We start from the raw sequence: 16,810 nt of genomic DNA, 5'->3' as shown, positions 1-16,810 counted from the left end.
GAAAATGCTGATGGCCTTTTTTAATATATCCCGTTCCATCTGCGTTTCACGCAGTTCTTTTTTCAAATTAGCCACCTCTTGCTCAGCTGCGCTGAGGATAACCTTTCCATTCCCAGGAAAACTGCTGCCTTGCTTGCTGGTGAATTCCTTACGCCATCTATATAATAAAGTCACATTGATATCCAGTTCTTTCGCAAGTGCAATTAGATCTGTACGGGTGTTACTCAGTTCAACGCTCATCAGCTTGAACTCCTTCGGGTATGCTTTTCTCTCTCGTGACATAATATTCTGTTAAGATATGTAAATCCTCTTAACTCTGTGTCTACTCAAATATAGCAACTCCAGTCCGAGCAATTTAGATAATGTAAAAATATCAGTTCCATATTCCAGCTGCAGGGTTGCATACGTATGCCTAAAACTATGAAAAGTGATATTTTTATACACTCTCGCTCTGGATAACCAACCAACAAAAAATGGCTTTAGGGCTGAATATTTTAAGTTATCAAAGACTAACTGCCACGGCTCACCCCTTTTTCCAATAAGTAGTACTGCTTGATCTGAGATTGGCAATACCTCAGCATTCTCTGTTTTATCCTGGATATACTGCAAATAGTATCTACCAGGTACTCCTTTAACATTTGAATAAGTAAATGCCTGCACATCAGAAAACCGTAGCCCAGTGAGTCCAGAAAACAGAGCAGCTCTTTTCATCATATCAGATGATGAAGGTGTAGATGCTAATCGCTGAAACTCTTCAATTTCCAAACGATCCCTATGTGTTTCCTTAGGCTTAATAGGCAGAACAATTTTATATAAATCAATATCAATCAATCCTCTTTTAAACACCTCCTTAAGAACTGAACGAAATTTAGCAAAATAATTCACTGCGGTATTCTTGCTTATAGCTTTCCCTCTCCTACTTATTCCAGGCCCACTTAACAAGAAGTGTTTGTAATCTTCGCAGAGAAAGTCATTTAAATCACTCAGCTTAATATCTTCTCCAGCGAAAGCTATAAAATAACGAAGTGCCATCGCATGATTATCGGAGTCAGACCTTTGCTTCTTAATCGTAAAAGTCCTGAAATGCTCTATGAAACTAGAATCTCTGATAGCGTCAGACAAAAACCCAAATCTCCTGTTTTGAATATCAATCTGACGACTAGCACGTATAAATTCAACGAGATTTGAAGTTTCCTTATTATGCAACCTTTCTGCGCCATTAGATGGCTTATCAAAGGTATACAGCTTTAGATACTCTGTTCGCTGAAACTTACCTTTATATGGATTATAAATAGGCGGATAGTGATCCAAATAGATGGTATGCCTGGCTTTGGAAATGGCTTTACGCCGTATGGTAACCTTGGACATTATTTTATACCATTATTAAAAATTACATCAAGATCTTTTTTTGCAACATAAGTATACCAGCCATTTTTAAATTTAGATATCTTATGTCGTTTAATCAGCTGATACAAACCTGCCTCTGAAATTTTAAATTTCTTTTGCGCTTCTGCCATAGAATAACTATCCCTTACCTTGGGTCTAACCACGATTTTCTCTTCAGAGAACTTAACCTGCTCTTTAATTTCAAACAATCGATCGATTTCCTTACGGGATATAACAGTTTTACGGACAGAGAGATTTACAGCAGCCAATTTCCCGTCCGAAATCATTCTATAGATCATTTTTGTTGATGTGCTTAAAAGCTTCGCCGCATTACTCACACTCAAAAAATCTTTTCCCTGTAAACTCTTCATCGGTTTTTCCAGAATAGTTTGCACTTCCTGATCTGTGTTTTTCATTGCACTAACACGCAATCTTATCTTATAACTTCTCTTATTGCATATTGCGCTACAAAAACGTGTTACTGTTGTTTTTGCATCAAATATTCCTTTGCAATGCTCACAAATCCTTTTCACTATAAAATTCGAACTCATATTCTAAATCAAATTTGGCATTAACATAATAACTTACGCGAGCCATTAGATTATCATAATAAATAAAAAATGCTTTATTTATCGATACAATCATATATAAGAGCACTTAAAATTACAGCGGTAATTCCATAATAAATGCTTCTAATCTTCCACAAACGTAAAAAAAACATTTCAATTACAACGCATCCGTTGTACAACATCTAAGTTGTTTGCCCTTCTTTTACGCTTCCAATGGAAAAGGAAACTCTACTTAAAAATCTTGGTGCCAGGATACGTGAAATACGTAATAAGAAGGGTATTTCTCAAAAACAACTTGCCCATTCCATTGGCAAAGACCAACAATCTGTGCAGAGATTAGAGGCAGGTAATATAAATCCCACCTATTATTATCTCTCTGAAATAGCTGATGGCCTGGAAGTAGATCTTGAGGTTTTAATTAAAAGAGACGGTGCAAACTCCAATGTATAAAATCTTGGCAAGGTAAACCTATCAAATCATCTTTAGTTATTTACCCTTATTTTGATCAAATAACCATCAATAAGTATATATAAGCATCTATAAGAGACATGCATTTCTTATGGAATTTGGCGATAACAAATAATCAATCTGAGGAACAAATGAGGTACAAAAATTGCCAAAAAGAGAGAATTTCACTAAAAAAAAGACAAAAAAAATAGCTGTAATCAACTAGATTACAACTACTTACAATATCTGACAAAGTTTTATTAAGTTCTTGGAAAGAACTTAATAAAAAACTGATTATCAGCTAGTTACAAAACCTATTTACCTATACAAAACTTACTAAATATATTATCCAACAAGTCATCAGTAGTAACCTTTCCAGTAATCTCCCCTAAATAATAGAGCGCTTGTTTAATATCAGTCGCCAAAAAGTCCGAAGTAACCGGGTTAATCAGCCCTTGCGAAACACTATCCAACGACTCTTGCGTCTTCCTCAAAGCTTCCACATGCCTGATATTCGTAACCATCGTATGATTCTCCGACAACTTATCCCCTATCACAGTCTCATACAACAGCTCCTTCAACTCTTCCACATTTTGATTTTCCTTCGCAGAAATACCAATAAACTTAATCTCTGAAGGTAAATTCAACTCCTTCAACCTGTCACTAAACGACAAATCAATCTTATTGGCTACTGCAATAAAAGCTAATCCTGGTTTATATAAACTTGCAATATCATCTCTAATTTCGTTCGCAGTCAAATTCAGCACGTCGAACAAATAAACTAAAACAGCAGACTGACTAATCTTTAACATCGTCTTCTCTACCCCAATCGCTTCTATCGTGTCTGTAGCTTCGCGTATGCCCGCAGTATCAATTAATCTAAAGTTGATACCATTGATATTTAAAACTTCCTCTATCGTATCCCTTGTCGTTCCTGCGATCTCACTAACAATTGCCCTGTCCTCATTCAACAGTGCATTCAATAACGTAGACTTACCCGCATTAGGTCTGCCTGCAATTACCGTATTGATACCTTCCTTAATCACATTTCCCAATTCAAAAGAACGGATCAGCTTATTTAATACTATTGTGATCTTATTGATTAAATCCTGCAGCTGGTCCCTGTTTGCAAACTCCACATCCTCCTCAGAAAAGTCAAGCTCCAATTCTATCATGGATGCAAAGTGGATCAGCTGTTCACGCAATACATTTAATTCCGTACTAAAACCACCACGCAACTGATTCATCGCCACACTATGTGCAGCCTGCGAATCTGAAGAAATTAAATCCGCTACAGCTTCCGCCTGAGATAAATCCATCGCACCATTCAAAAACGCTCTTAATGTGAATTCTCCAGGTTTAGCCGCCGAAGCACCCTTTTTTATCAATAAATTAATAATCTGCTGAATGATATAATTTGACCCGTGGCAAGAGATCTCTACCACGTTTTCTTTCGTATAAGACTTAGGGCCCACGAACAAACTAACCACAACTTCATCAATTACGATGTCGCCATCTTTAATCAATCCAAAATGCAGTGTATGTGTAGGTTGGCTCAACAGATCCTTTCCGCTAAATACGGAATTCGCGATCGCAATAGCATCTTTCCCAGATAAACGGATCACGCCAATGGCACCTGCTCCAGGCGGGGTTGATAAAGCTACTATTGTTTCATTTGTAATCATAACGGACAGAACTTAGTTTAAGATTGCGCAAAAATACCCAAACATTTCCTATCTTTTCATGTTTAACCCTTGAAAATTAACATTTACATTACAATATGAAAGAATTACCGCTCACCGTTAAGCGATCAATTGAGTTACTTGGTCTGGTACTTATCGGTGCCTTATTTGTCGTTGCCAGTGATATTATAATGCCGGTAATCATGGCATTCTTTATCAGTATCATGCTGTTGCCTGTTTATCGCTGGCTAAGAAAATATAAAGTTCCGGAAATCATCGCAATCGTCTTTCCTATTTTACTGGTTGTAATTTTCATAGGCATCATTGCCTGGTTTTTTACCGCACAAGTAGGTAATCTGGTTTCAGATTTCCCTGAAATCAAGAAAAACGTAGCCCAGCATCTAAAATCATTAAGTGAATGGATAAGCAGCGTAAGTCACTATTCCCCTACTGAACAACTTACTTTTATCAATAAAAAGAGCAATGACCTGTTAAATATGGCCGGAGGAATGGCAAGTGGTGCAGCACTAACATTAAGCTCTGTATTTGTTTTTGTTGGTCTGCTGCCAATTTACATCTACCTGATGCTCTTCTATAAAGACATCCTGCTACGCTTCGTATTTATGTGGTTTAAAACTCCGGATCACCCGAAAGTTAAAGAGGCTATCTATGAAACTGAATCTATTATCAAAAACTACCTGGTAGGCTTACTCATACAAATCACTTATATGACTGTCCTTTTGGGCGGTCTGCTGATGCTTTTCGGTATCCAGCACGCCTTATTAATTGGAATTATCTTCGCCATCCTGAACCTGATCCCTTATGTAGGTGCGTTAATCGGAAACATCATTGGTGTACTTTTAACAATAACAGCTTCAACTTCTCTTGCTCCCGTAATTACAGTTTTAGCTGTAATTGCTGCCGTTCAATTCTTAGATAATAATATCCTGATGCCAAGGATTGTCGGTTCAAAAGTGAAGATCAATGCTTTAGTGGCGATTTTAGGTGTAGTAGTTGGAGGAAGTATTGCTGGGGTTTCAGGTATGTTCCTGGCTATGCCACTTATTGCAGTACTTAAAGTTATTTTCGACAGAACTGAGTCCTTCAGACAATGGGGTGTATTATTTGGTGATGAAAGACCAGCGAAAAGTCCAATGACTTTTCCTATCTTCAGACGCAAAGGAAATATAAAACTAACCTCAGGAACACAAAAAGACTAAATAACGATATTAAAATTTGTTGCTAAATTTTAAAAACAAGAAATCCCGGGAGTGAATGCCCCGGGGTTTTCTTTTTTAACTCATTGAAGGAAAAGATATTCCCTTTATTTTCCTAAACATTTCAACGGCATATATATCCGTCATGCCAGATACAAAATCCAGCACACATAATATCTTTGTATAGTCGTCAGTCGCTTTAGTCTTGAACTGGTTTGGGATCAATTCGACTAATTTCTGATGATATTTTGAATCATTATTCAAATAAGCAGGAATAAATTCTTCCAGCAAACCTCCCATTACTTTATAACCTGCAACCTCTATTTGTACTACAGAAGAATAATTGTAAATTTTCTTAATAGAAATCCGCTCAATATACTTCATAATAGACAAGAAGGGCTCCTGGATAGCATCCAGCAAACTCTTATTGAAATCACCGCTCAAAATGGCTTCCTGATTGTCATAAAAAACCTGCGAACATTGCCCGATTAACGTACTGATTGATTTTGCGCGCATCAGCGTGATCTTGGCATCATCATCCTCCATTTCTGATAAACGCTCAGGCAGTTTAACATCATTACATAGTGGCAGTAATAAACTCTCCACCTCCTGATAAGTCAGGATCTTCAGACGATGTGCATCTTCCAGATCAATGATATTATAACAAATATCATCTGCAGCCTCTACCAGGTAAACTAACGGGTGACGCTTATAAACTAAAGGCTCATCGGAAACTTTGATCAGCCCCATTTCCTCCGCTATCTTTTTAAAACCGCTTTGCTCCGCCTGAAAGAAACCATATTTCTTTGTATAAATATTCGTTTTATCATTTCCGGTGGAAGCACAAGGATACTTTGCAATAGAAGCCAGTGTAGCATAAGTCAGTGCAAATCCTCCGGTTCCTTTTCCGGCAAAAGCATGAGTCAGGATCCGCAAAGCATTCGCATTCCCCTCAAAATTGATCAGATCCTGCCATTCGGCCTTACTTACCCTATCCTGATAAACCTTTCCATCCCCTGTTGTAAAATAATGAGAGATAGCAGACTCTCCGGAATGTCCGAAGGCTGGATTTCCAAGATCATGCGCCAGACAAGCTGAAGCGATGATATTACCAATTTCAGCAAGCAGTGGAATAGTCTCATCCACATTCGGATCAATTTCTTTAATCCTGTTGTAAAAGATAGTTCCTAATGAACGCCCTACACTCGCAACTTCTAAACTATGAGTCAACCTGTTATGCACAAATACACTTCCCGGCAAAGGGAATACCTGTGTTTTGTTTTGCAGCCTTCTGAAAGGAGAAGAAAAGATAATCCTGTCATAATCACGTTGAAACTCAGATCTGGCTTCTTTTTCATTGCCGGCAAAGCGATCTTCATTTCCCCACCTTTTGGCAGACAATAATTTTTTCCAATTCATAAATTGATCAAATGATTAGCTGCAATATTACAGCAAATTATATCGCAAAAAAAAGAGAGACTGTTAAAAAAAGTCCCTCTTTTATATAGTTAATGCAAAAATTGCATAATTATTATTCAATAATAGCCGATTACATTCTTTCAGGAACTTCAATTCCTAAAATACGCATACCAGATTTAAGAACATTTGCAGTTACCCAGCTTAGATTTAATCTGTGTTGTTTAAGCGCTTCATCTTCTTCCTTCACAATTGGCGGGATCTCATGATAAAACTTATTAAACATCTTAGCCACCTCATAAATATAGTTGGCTAAAGTAGCCGGACTAAACGCTTTAGCGGAAGAAGCAATTTCAGCAGGATACCTTGATAACAAAATGATCATTTCCAGTTCAGTCGCTGATAATGCAATATCTTTGGAAACATGCTGTCCATTCTTATATTCAGCTTTGCTTAACAGCGATTTAATCCTTGCATGCGTATATTGAATGAAAGGACCAGTATTTCCCTGGAAATCGATAGACTCAGCAGGATCAAATAACAAACGCTTCTTAGGCTCAACCTTTAACAGGAAGTATTTTAAAGCACCCATTCCAATCTTATAGTAAAGGCTTTCTTTCTCTTCCTCACTGAAATGATCTACTTTACCCAGTGCTTCAGTTTTCTGCTTGGCTGTAGCGATCATTTCCGCTATCAAATCATCCGCGTCTACGACAGTACCTTCACGTGATTTCATTTTACCACTTGGCAGATCTACCATTCCATAAGATAAATGATATAATCCTTTCGCCCAGCTCTTACCTAACTTATCTAAAATCAGGAATAAAACCTTAAAATGATAATCCTGCTCATTACCTACTACATAAATAGACTCATCCATTTTGAAATCATCATATTTCATTTGTGCAGTACCCAGATCCTGAGTAATATAAACTGAAGTTCCATCTGCACGAAGTACCAGTTTCTGATCCAGTCCGTCTTCCGTCAGATCGATCCAGACGGAACCGTCAGGCTTTTTAAAGAAAACTCCTTTAGCCAGACCTTCCTCAACCGTATCTTTTCCTAATAAATAGGTATTACTTTCATAATAATACTGATCAAAATCAACACCCAGGTTTTTATAACTTACAGCGAAGCCATCATAAACCCATCCGTTCATTTTCTTCCATAAAGATATAACCTCCTCATCACCAGCTTCCCAGGCTAATAACATCGCCTGAGCTTCTTTGATTAAAGGCGCATTCTTTTTGCCTTCATCCTCAGTCTGACCAGCTTCCTTCAGTGCTTCGATTTCCTTTTTATATTCTTTATCGAAAATCACATAATACTTACCAACCAGGTGATCGCCCTTTAAACCAGAGCTTTCAGGTGTTTCGCCATTGCCCCATTTCTGCCAGGCCAGCATAGACTTACAGATATGTATCCCTCTGTCATTCACTAAATTAACCTTATACACCTCTGATCCGCTTGCCTTTAACAGCTCAGAAACAGAATAACCTAATAAGTTGTTACGAACGTGTCCAAGGTGAAGTGGTTTATTAGTATTTGGCGAAGAATATTCGACCATTACTTTTTTACCATTCGATGGAATAGTACCAAAACTCTCTTTCAGCAGGTCAGTCTGGAAAAGATCAATCCAGTAAGAGCTGACGATGCTCAGGTTTAAAAACCCTTTAACTACATTAAAAGCTGTTATTTCTTCAATATGTTCCTTCAGGTATTCCCCAAGATCATTTGCAGTTGCTTCAGGTGATTTTTTAGAAAAGCGGACTACAGGAAACACAACGATGGTAATTTCGCCTTCAAACTCGCTGCGCGTATCCTGGAGGTTAATTTGTGCTTCAGGTAAATCCTGATTGTATAGTTCTTTGACCGCATTGATGGTCGCAGTAATAATATGTTGTTGGATATTCATAATTCTATTCGTTTCTAAAGGCATTCGTTGCCTTAATTAAAATTTCAAATGCGTGCTCAGCCATTTGATTCTCCCTGTCAAGGGTCGGGTTAACTTCTACTATCTCAAAACAACATACCTTTTGATAAGCAAGAAATCTGGACATCAGCCCACCAGCCTCACGCTCAGTAAGCCCCTGAGCTACGGGAGTTCCTGTACCTCTTGAAGCCGTCGGGTCCATAGAATCCACATCAAATGATACATAAATCAAATCGCACTGATCCAGATATTGCATCGTTTCAATCACGATCCTCTCTACCCCTCTTTTCCGGACTTCAGCAGTGCTGTATAACTTTACCTTATTTTTCTTTAGTAAATTCTCTTCCGGTTTCTCCATATCCCGCGCAGAAATCAGCACAAGATCGCTATAACTAATCTTCGGTGCAATTTTACCGACATTTTTTAACTGATACCAGTAATTAAGAGTTTCCTGATCAAGTTCATTAACCTTAGCGTCAAGATTGTCTTCATCAAGTACCATTGCAAGCGGCATTCCGTGCATATTTCCAGAGGGAGTAGTGTAAGGAGAGTGCATATCTGAGTGTGCATCGATCCAAATTACCCCTAATTTTGATTTAGGGAAAGCTTTTTTTATTCCTGTGATTGTTCCCGCAGCCGTACTGTGGTCACCTGCCAGCACAATTGGAAATTCATTTCTGCCTAAGGTTTCAGTCACTTCATCCGCAACTCTTTCTACCATCGTTAAAATACCAGAAATCCGCTTAGCGAATGGACTACCCGTGTTTTCAAGTAATAAATGGTTCTCATTCGGAACCTCAACAGACTTATGTTTTTTAAAAAATCTACTACCAAAATCTAGGGCGGCAATCTTTATCGCGTCTACGCCCAGGCTGGCACCGCGTGTACCTGCGCCCAACTCCGACTTAACTTCTATAATCTTTAAGCTCTTCGTCATAAAAAAAAATTACCAGTGTATTTTAAAGTGTTTATCTTTGGCACCAAAATTAACTCATTTTAATTTGTCAACCCTTTAAATAATTGTTCAAAAATATAAAAAATGCAGAGTTACTCCGAATTTCTTGATCTAAGTGTAGGTTTCCCTCAAGAAGGATACAGTGTCATCGATGACGAACTATACTTTCAGGATCTGAATTTAATGGAAATGATTGAAACTTATGGTACGCCATTACGTTTTACTTATCTTCCGATGATCACTAAAAAAATACAGCAGGCAAAACTGTTGTTTCAGACCGCGATCATCAAGAACAATTACCGTGGGGATTACAAGTATTGCTATTGTACAAAAAGCTCGCACTTCAGACACATCGTCGAAGAAGCTTTAAAAAATGGCATTCACTTAGAGACTTCGTCCGCGTTCGATATGCCGATGATTGAGGCCCTTGAGAAAAAAGGCGCACTTACCAAAGACATTACCGTTATCTGTAACGGTTTTAAGACCTATCAGTACAAACAATATATCATTGATATGTTGCACGATGGGTACAAAAACATCATCCCTGTATTAGACAACAAAGAGGAATTTAACCTTTTTGATGACGAAGTAGAGTTGGAAACACCTTGTAATTTAGGTATCCGCATTGCAGCGGAAGAGCAGCCGGACTCACAATTCTATACTTCACGTTTAGGCGTACGTATGGAGGATGTAATCGACTTCTATAACAACAAAATTTCTGCTAATCCTAACTTCAGGGTTAAACTACTGCATTTCTTTATCAATTCAGGAATCACGGATTCTCCGTACTACTGGAATGAGCTGGAGAAATACGTAACCTTATACTGTAAATTCAAGAAAATTAATCCTGAGCTGGATACTTTAGACATCGGTGGTGGTATGCCATTCAAAGATTCTTTAGTATTTGATTTCGATTATGAATATATGGTGAACGAAATCGTTAAACGTATCAAAGAAATTTGTGCTGAGCACGATGTAGTAGAACCAGATATTATTACTGAATTCGGTAAATACACAGTAGCAGAAGCTTCGGGTATCCTTTATAAAGTACTGGGACGTAAACAACAAAACGACCGTGAAAAATGGTTAATGCTGGATGGTTCTTTCATTACGAACCTTCCTGATGTATGGGCGCTAAACCAAAAATACATCCTTTTACCAATCAATAACTGGGATGCAGAATACGAAAGAGTGAATCTTGGCGGTATTACCTGCGATGGTCAGGATTACTATAACCAGGAAGCGCATATGAACTCCGTATTTATGCCGAAAACGCGTAAAGTACAATATCTTGGTTTCTTCAATACCGGAGCTTATCAGGAAGTATTGAGCGGATACGGTGGAATTCATCACTGTCTGTTACCAAGTCCTAAACATGTAATTATCCGTCGCAACCGTGATGAGACATTCAACTTTGAGGTATTTGGAGAAGAACAAAACAGTAAGCAAGTATTAAAGATCCTGGGTTACACCTAGCCCCGGATTACGATAAGAAATACCAAATCCCGTTCGCAAGAGCGGGATTTTTTTATGAGTAATTTTCACATACCGTTACAAAAAAGAATTATCAGAAACAAAATGCACGTATTTTAAAGAAATAAATTAACTTAGGAAAATATTCATTTAATAATAAAAGCCATAAACATGAAACTAACCTATTCTCTGTTAATCTTTACTTTATTTAGTTTTTATTCTTGTAAAAAAGACCCTGCCCTTCCAGCACCGTCCATACCTAAAGCCAGTTTTACAGTTAACGGAGATACAACATCCAATCTAACCCTTAAAGCAGCTATCGATTACACCCTGGATGATGCCTCTAAAGATGGGGCTACTTTTGCATGGGACCTGGGAGCAGGCACCTTCTCCACCAAAAAAAATACTTTATTTTCGATCAGCAAAGCTGGAGATTATACGCTTTCGCTCACTGTTAAAAGCACGAAAGGACAGACTGCTGTAACCAATAAAAAAATAAAAGTAATTTCTCCCTTTCTCAAGACAGTTACTTTAACTAATATAAACTGGACTACCGATCAAAACATTCCGAAATCAGATAAAGCCGATGTCTGGATGGAAATTACCAAAAGAGAAAAAGGCAAGGAATACCCAGTATTGCCAGGTGGTTCTTTTGACGCTCTTTTAATTTACAAAAGCCCCGTTTATAAAGATGCCTTGCCTAATGATAATTTCATCACTTATACTCTATCAGAAAAACTCGGGATTGATGAAGCTGCAGTGGTTGACGGAAGGTACGACATTCGGGTATTGATAAAAACCACCTCAGGAGTTTACACCCTTTTTAGCAGTAACTATGGGGGCAATGGCGCATTATTTAACGGGAAAACGACCACTAAAAAATTCAGCTGGTCTTTAAATGTTCACGAATACAGTTTAGAAATGTTTGGATATTATGAATAATTGCAACGCAACCTAAACTTCGGTGTCTTTTAGAAAACCCCGAACCAAATGAAACATGCTTTACTCCTGACAATGGTGGTCTTTACCACCATTAACTTGTTTGCGCAAAATACATTCCTACCGACAAAAACCTATCTAAACCACAACCAAAGAGCCATAAAATACAAAGACCAGAAACAATACCTAAAATCCGCCTTATCCTTTGACTCCCTTTTCAAAGAAAACAACGGCAACGGCGTAAACCGAGATAAGTACATTGCTGCAAGCTCATGGGCCTTAGCCAACAATCCCGACAAAGCTTTCCACTACTTAGCACAATACATACAAGAAATCCAAACCTTCCACCTTGAATTCCTGGAGCAGGATGAAGAATTAAAAAACCTTCATGCAGATCCCCGCTGGCAGCCTCTAATCAACCAGAGCAAAGCAAAAATCCAGCAAGCATTTCTAAAATACAAACCGCTGGACACCCTTGTCGATGTAAACACACATCAACTATTCTTCAACATCATTAAAGGCTCATCAACCGTTATCCTGTTTGAAACCGGCGGTATGGATAACTCTACCGTTTGGTCAGACATCCTGATCCCCATATACGATGCGACCGGAGCAACCCTGATCACCTACGACAGAGCTGGTTATGGCCACAGTACCCGCGATTCTATAAACTCTGATATTACAAATGAAATCAAAGGATTAGAACTTGGACTTTCAAAATTAGGCTATGCCGATGCAAACAAAATTTTAGTGTGTCACTCTTTAGGAGGCTTCTACGTCACCATGTATGCCGCAAGAAACCCGTCCAAAATAAAAGCTGCCGTTTTTATAGATGCGAGTCTTGGTAGCTTCTATACAGATGAGGCTATCAAAAGAGTACTTACAAACCCAAACGGCACACTGGAAGAGATCAAAAAGAAAAATACGAGTATATATTACATCGCCGTAGATCTTCATAAAAATGCAGCAACCCTGAGGGCTACCCCCTTCCCTGCACAAATACCAATAACAGATATTTATGCAGAAACTCCACCATGGGATGATCAAATAGATATTGAAGGATGGAAAGATGGGCATAAAAAATTCATCGCCGCCCGCCCCAACAGTAAATTAATCCTTGCAGAAGGTACTACACATTATGTCGGCGCAGACAATCCGCAATTGGTTATCAACGAGATTATCAAGTCTTATAAAGCTGCAAAAAACAAATAGCGATCTAAAAAGCACCCTAACATTAATCCAACAAGTAACCCTAATAGCAATCCAACAAGCAATCCTAATAGCAATCCAACAAGTAACCCTAATAGCAATCCAACAAGTAACCCTAATAGCAATCCAACAAGTAACCCCAATAACAATCCAACAAGTAATCCAAATAACAATCTAACAAGTAATCCTAATAGCGATCCAACAAGTAATCCTAATAGCAATCCAACAAGCAACCCTAATAGCAATCCAAATAGCAATCCAACAAGTAACCCCAATAACAATCCAACAAGCAACCCTAATAACAATCCAACAAGTAATCCAAATAACGATCCAACAAGCAAACTAATAACAATCCCAGTTTTTTACATTTCCAAGGTAAGGATTGCTCTGTGAAAAAATAAACGCCTGCGTAACAGTTTCCGGACATTGTTCATTCTTCATGAACGTCGACCGGAAACTGTTACCAGGCGTTTATTTTCTAATAACCAAGGCGTTTATATTCCAATAAAAAAAGGGGATACCTCCCGATACCCCCTTTTTCTAAACCAAAAACCAAAACTTACAATACTTTAATCTCTTTATTCTCTTCCTTCACCTCAACCTTTTTACCAATCCCAATAGTCAATATCCCATTCACATACTCAGCAGAAATCTTTTCCGCATCCACACTCTCAGGTAACGTAAACGACCTTGCAAAAGACAAATAATCAAACTCTTTTCTGCTGTAATTTTTCTTTACCTCACCATCAGCAACTTTTTTCTCTGCCCAAACAGAAAGCGTGTCTTTTTTCAAATTGATCTGAAAATCGCTTTTCTCTAAACCAGGTGCAGCCAGTTCGATCGTATATTCAGTTTCCGATTCTATAATATTTACACCGGGAACTTTACTTATTGTATAATTTTTATTTAGCGCTTCACTGAACAAAGAGTCAAAAACATTGTTAAAGTAAGGTGCGTGGCTTCTTGTACGATTGTTAAAATTTACTAATGTCATAGCTATAATCTCCTTTAATTTTTTATTTTTAAATTATATAAGCACCTATTCAACTCTCATACCAACCCAATAATCTATGATATTTAAGACATTTTGGCGTACAAAAACAAAACAGACAGACAAAAAGTCAGTAACACTGGGAACTTTAGACAGTTTTAAGTATAAAACCCAGATTGAAACCCGATTCGCAGACTTCGACATGCTTGGCCACGTAAATAACGCAGTCTACTTTACCTATCTTGAAATTGCCCGTACAAAATACTGGAATAACGCTATATCCTGGAACTGGAAAGAAACAGGCGTAGTGATTGCACAGGCCTCCATGGACTATATCAGTCCAATATTTATAGAAGATAAAGTAAGTATTTACGTGCGTACCTCCAGAATTGGAAATACCAGTTTCGACCTTGAATATACGATCGTAAAACACATCCATGGTAAAGAAGAAATTTGTACCAAAGGAAAAACCATTTGCGTATCCTTTTCACACTCCAGTAAAAAAGCCATTCCTATTCCTGAGAGCGAAAAAGCAAAAATGGTTGCCTTTGAACAACTATAAAAAAACTATTAAAAAACTATAAACGAACTATTAAAATCCTTAAATAAAGGATAGCCAGTAATCAATGACTATCCTTGTTTAAAATAACTAAAATATCTTTCCAGGATTCAATATCCCGTTCGGATCAAAAACCTGTTTAATCCCTCTCATTAAATTGAGATTGATCTCACTATATTTAATAGACATAAACTCTTTCTGAACAAGTCCGATACCATGCTCACCAGAAATCGTACCGCCTAAACCCGCCGTTAACTGGAACAACTCTACAATACCATCCTTCAGCTTATTCTTCCAATCCTCATCACTCATCCCCGCTTTGATAATATTGATATGTAAATTACCATCACCAGCATGGCCATAACACACACTTTCAAAACCATACCTGGAACCAATCTCTTTAATCCCATTAATTAATTTTGGAAGCGCTGCCCTTGGTACAACTGTATCCTCCTCCTTATAAACAGAATTGGACTTCACCGATTCAGCCATTGTTCTGCGCATACGCCACAACTCTTCCTTTTGTCCGGCAGTATCCGCAAAAAGTACTTCCGTACAGCCAAACTCCTCCAGCACAGCATTTACCTTTTCACAATCCTTAAAGATTCCATCCATATCATCCCCATCAAACTCTATCATCAGATAAGCATTTACCCCATCTTTAATATCAAATTTAATATCATCATACTGAACAACCCACTCTACCCCTCTGCGTTCCATAAACTCTAAAGCAGACGGTGTGATACCAGCTCTGAAAATCGCAGAAACCGCAGCACAAGCCTGCTCATTCTCCGCAAAAGAACCTAACATCAAAACACTATGCTGCACTTTGGGAATCAGTTTAGTTACAATTTTAGTTACTACCCCTAAAGTTCCTTCAGATCCGATCATGAGCTGTGTCAGATTATAACCCGAAGCATATTTAAGCGTATTTGCGCCAGTCCAGATCACTTCGCCAGTTGGCAAAACGATCTCCAGATTTAAGATATACTCCCTTATCGTTCCATACTTCACAACCCTTGGCCCACCAGAACCATGCGCCACATTTCCACCGATAAAGCAAGAACCCTTACTGGACGGATCAACAGGATATAACAACCCCTTTTCCGCCACCGCATGCATGAATTCTTCGGTAATTACTCCCGGTTCAACCGTAGCCTGCAGATTTTCAGTATCAATAGAGATAATAGCTTTAAAACGCTCCATAGACAGCAATACCCCACCATAAACAGGCAAAGCACCACCACTTAAACCAGTTCCACCACCTCTTGGCGTAACCGGAACATGGTGTTCATTACAAAATTTCAATAAAGCAGAAACAGCAGCCGTATCAACAGGTTTGACAACTACTTCTGGCGCATAATGAAGGTCTTCCGTTTCATCATGACTATAATCTAAAAGAGAAACATCATCAGTAAACACATTTTTCGCACCTAAAATGGTGACCAGCTGGGCTAAAAACCCCGAATCTATCTTTGTATAAGCAGGAATTGCAGACATATATATTTTATTAGTGTTTCTTATCCGATGTATAAGATAATTGAACAAAAGAATGATCAATTTCTCCTGGCATTGGCGGGTGCATTTTTTTTATTCCGGCAACAGCAGTCAAAATAAAAGGAAAAGATGAAATTGTCCTGTCCAAAATAAGTTTAACTACAGACTCCAGCATCTTTTTAGTATTTCTCATTTCTTCCAGAATAATCGTATTCAGTACTTCGTAATTAACGGTTCGCTGCAAATCTTCCGTATCGCCCGAAGGGATAAAAGTAACTTCAACGCTTACCAGAAACTCGGTTCCTGTAAGTTGCTCTTCCGGATAGTATCCATGCAGCGCAAAACACTTGACATCATTTAAAGCAACAGTTTGTAAATACATAATGATCTGATTAGTGCAACAAAATTAAATTTTTGATTGGTTTTAGCCAGCCATTAGACGAAATTATTACCTTTGAAAACAAGGCCCGGATAATAGTTATATAATAATACGAAAAGATTCGAAGCACAAAGCCAGCTCAACCAAATATAGTGTAA

The 16,810-nt window shown here is 38.1% G+C and carries 17 protein-coding genes; 6 read left to right on the top strand and 11 right to left on the bottom strand.

The window, feature by feature from the left end; genetic code table 11:
• The 3 genes from LY11_RS22690 to LY11_RS22680 all read right to left on the bottom strand — a co-directional run.
• Window positions 1-282, bottom strand: a 282-nt coding sequence (locus tag LY11_RS22690; protein WP_146610899.1) for a transposase, incomplete at its 3' end; no start/stop codon positions are given.
• Between the two features lie 9 nt (window positions 283-291).
• Window positions 292-1,368: a site-specific integrase gene (locus tag LY11_RS22685; protein WP_111635905.1), complete on the bottom strand. Its 1,077-nt coding sequence runs from the start codon at window positions 1,366-1,368 to the stop codon at window positions 292-294.
• Entirely contained in the window at window positions 1,368-1,919 is a 552-nt protein-coding gene (locus tag LY11_RS22680; RefSeq protein WP_170132757.1) for a helix-turn-helix domain-containing protein, read from the bottom strand. The genes LY11_RS22685 and LY11_RS22680 overlap by 1 nt, the downstream gene beginning before the upstream one ends.
• A gap of 249 nt (window positions 1,920-2,168) precedes the next feature.
• On the opposite strand from LY11_RS22680, the gene LY11_RS22675 reads away from it, so the two are divergent.
• Window positions 2,169-2,405, top strand: coding sequence for a helix-turn-helix domain-containing protein (locus LY11_RS22675; RefSeq protein WP_111635903.1), 237 nt, complete (start codon window positions 2,169-2,171; stop codon window positions 2,403-2,405).
• A 311-nt stretch (window positions 2,406-2,716) separates the two neighbouring features.
• On the opposite strand, the gene mnmE is transcribed toward LY11_RS22675, so the two are convergent.
• Window positions 2,717-4,087, bottom strand: a complete 1,371-nt coding sequence (gene mnmE / locus LY11_RS22670; RefSeq protein WP_111635902.1) for a tRNA uridine-5-carboxymethylaminomethyl(34) synthesis GTPase MnmE — start codon at window positions 4,085-4,087, stop codon at window positions 2,717-2,719.
• Window positions 4,088-4,182: 95 nt separating this feature from the next.
• On the opposite strand from mnmE, the gene LY11_RS22665 reads away from it, so the two are divergent.
• A complete protein-coding gene (locus tag LY11_RS22665) occupies window positions 4,183-5,304 on the top strand; it encodes an AI-2E family transporter (RefSeq protein WP_111635901.1) in 1,122 nt (373 codons plus the stop codon).
• Window positions 5,305-5,379: 75 nt separating this feature from the next.
• Here LY11_RS22665 and LY11_RS22660 read toward each other — a convergent pair whose 3' ends face one another.
• From LY11_RS22660 to rocF, 3 genes are all read right to left on the bottom strand, one after another.
• Entirely contained in the window at window positions 5,380-6,720 is a 1,341-nt protein-coding gene (locus LY11_RS22660) for a deoxyguanosinetriphosphate triphosphohydrolase (protein ID WP_111635900.1), read from the bottom strand.
• 130 nt (window positions 6,721-6,850) lie between these two features.
• Window positions 6,851-8,632, bottom strand: a complete 1,782-nt coding sequence (argS, locus tag LY11_RS22655; protein ID WP_111635909.1) for an arginine--tRNA ligase — start codon at window positions 8,630-8,632, stop codon at window positions 6,851-6,853.
• A gap of 4 nt (window positions 8,633-8,636) precedes the next feature.
• Complete coding sequence (gene rocF, locus LY11_RS22650) at window positions 8,637-9,587, bottom strand: arginase (RefSeq protein ID WP_111635899.1); 951 nt, start codon at window positions 9,585-9,587, stop codon at window positions 8,637-8,639.
• A 102-nt stretch (window positions 9,588-9,689) separates the two neighbouring features.
• Here rocF and LY11_RS22645 point away from each other — a divergent pair, with 102 nt between their 5' ends.
• From LY11_RS22645 to LY11_RS22635, 3 genes are all read left to right on the top strand, one after another.
• Window positions 9,690-11,081, top strand: coding sequence for an arginine decarboxylase (locus LY11_RS22645; protein ID WP_111635898.1), 1,392 nt, complete (start codon window positions 9,690-9,692; stop codon window positions 11,079-11,081).
• Window positions 11,082-11,249: 168 nt separating this feature from the next.
• Entirely contained in the window at window positions 11,250-12,020 is a 771-nt protein-coding gene (locus tag LY11_RS22640; protein ID WP_111635897.1) for a PKD domain-containing protein, read from the top strand.
• A gap of 48 nt (window positions 12,021-12,068) precedes the next feature.
• Window positions 12,069-13,229, top strand: a complete 1,161-nt coding sequence (locus LY11_RS22635) for an alpha/beta fold hydrolase (protein WP_111635896.1) — start codon at window positions 12,069-12,071, stop codon at window positions 13,227-13,229.
• Here LY11_RS22635 and LY11_RS22630 read toward each other — a convergent pair.
• Window positions 13,205-13,567 (bottom strand): hypothetical protein, encoded by a 363-nt coding sequence (locus LY11_RS22630; RefSeq protein ID WP_146610898.1) that lies wholly within the window; start codon window positions 13,565-13,567, stop codon window positions 13,205-13,207. The two genes, LY11_RS22635 and LY11_RS22630, sit on opposite strands and share 25 nt — an antisense overlap.
• A gap of 218 nt (window positions 13,568-13,785) precedes the next feature.
• On the bottom strand, window positions 13,786-14,220 hold the full coding sequence (locus LY11_RS22625; protein ID WP_111635894.1) for an Hsp20/alpha crystallin family protein: 435 nt from the start codon (window positions 14,218-14,220) through the stop codon (window positions 13,786-13,788).
• 76 nt (window positions 14,221-14,296) lie between these two features.
• On the opposite strand from LY11_RS22625, the gene LY11_RS22620 reads away from it, so the two are divergent.
• The gene (locus LY11_RS22620; RefSeq protein WP_111635893.1) at window positions 14,297-14,779 is read left to right on the top strand and encodes an acyl-CoA thioesterase; all 483 of its coding nucleotides are present in this window, start codon (window positions 14,297-14,299) and stop codon (window positions 14,777-14,779) included.
• An 87-nt stretch (window positions 14,780-14,866) separates the two neighbouring features.
• Here LY11_RS22620 and LY11_RS22615 read toward each other — a convergent pair whose 3' ends face one another.
• Window positions 14,867-16,276 carry an FAD-binding oxidoreductase gene (locus LY11_RS22615; RefSeq protein WP_111635892.1) on the bottom strand — a complete coding sequence of 470 codons (1,410 nt, stop codon included), beginning with the start codon at window positions 16,274-16,276 and terminating at the stop codon, window positions 14,867-14,869.
• Between the two features lie 10 nt (window positions 16,277-16,286).
• Window positions 16,287-16,655, bottom strand: coding sequence for a dihydroneopterin aldolase (locus LY11_RS22610; protein WP_111635891.1), 369 nt, complete (start codon window positions 16,653-16,655; stop codon window positions 16,287-16,289).
• Window positions 16,656-16,810: the final 155 nt, after the last annotated feature.

This window comes from Pedobacter cryoconitis (assembly GCF_003259615.1).
GTDB lineage: Bacteria > Bacteroidota > Bacteroidia > Sphingobacteriales > Sphingobacteriaceae > Pedobacter > Pedobacter cryoconitis.
This window is presented reverse-complemented; position numbering and strand designations above follow the sequence as displayed.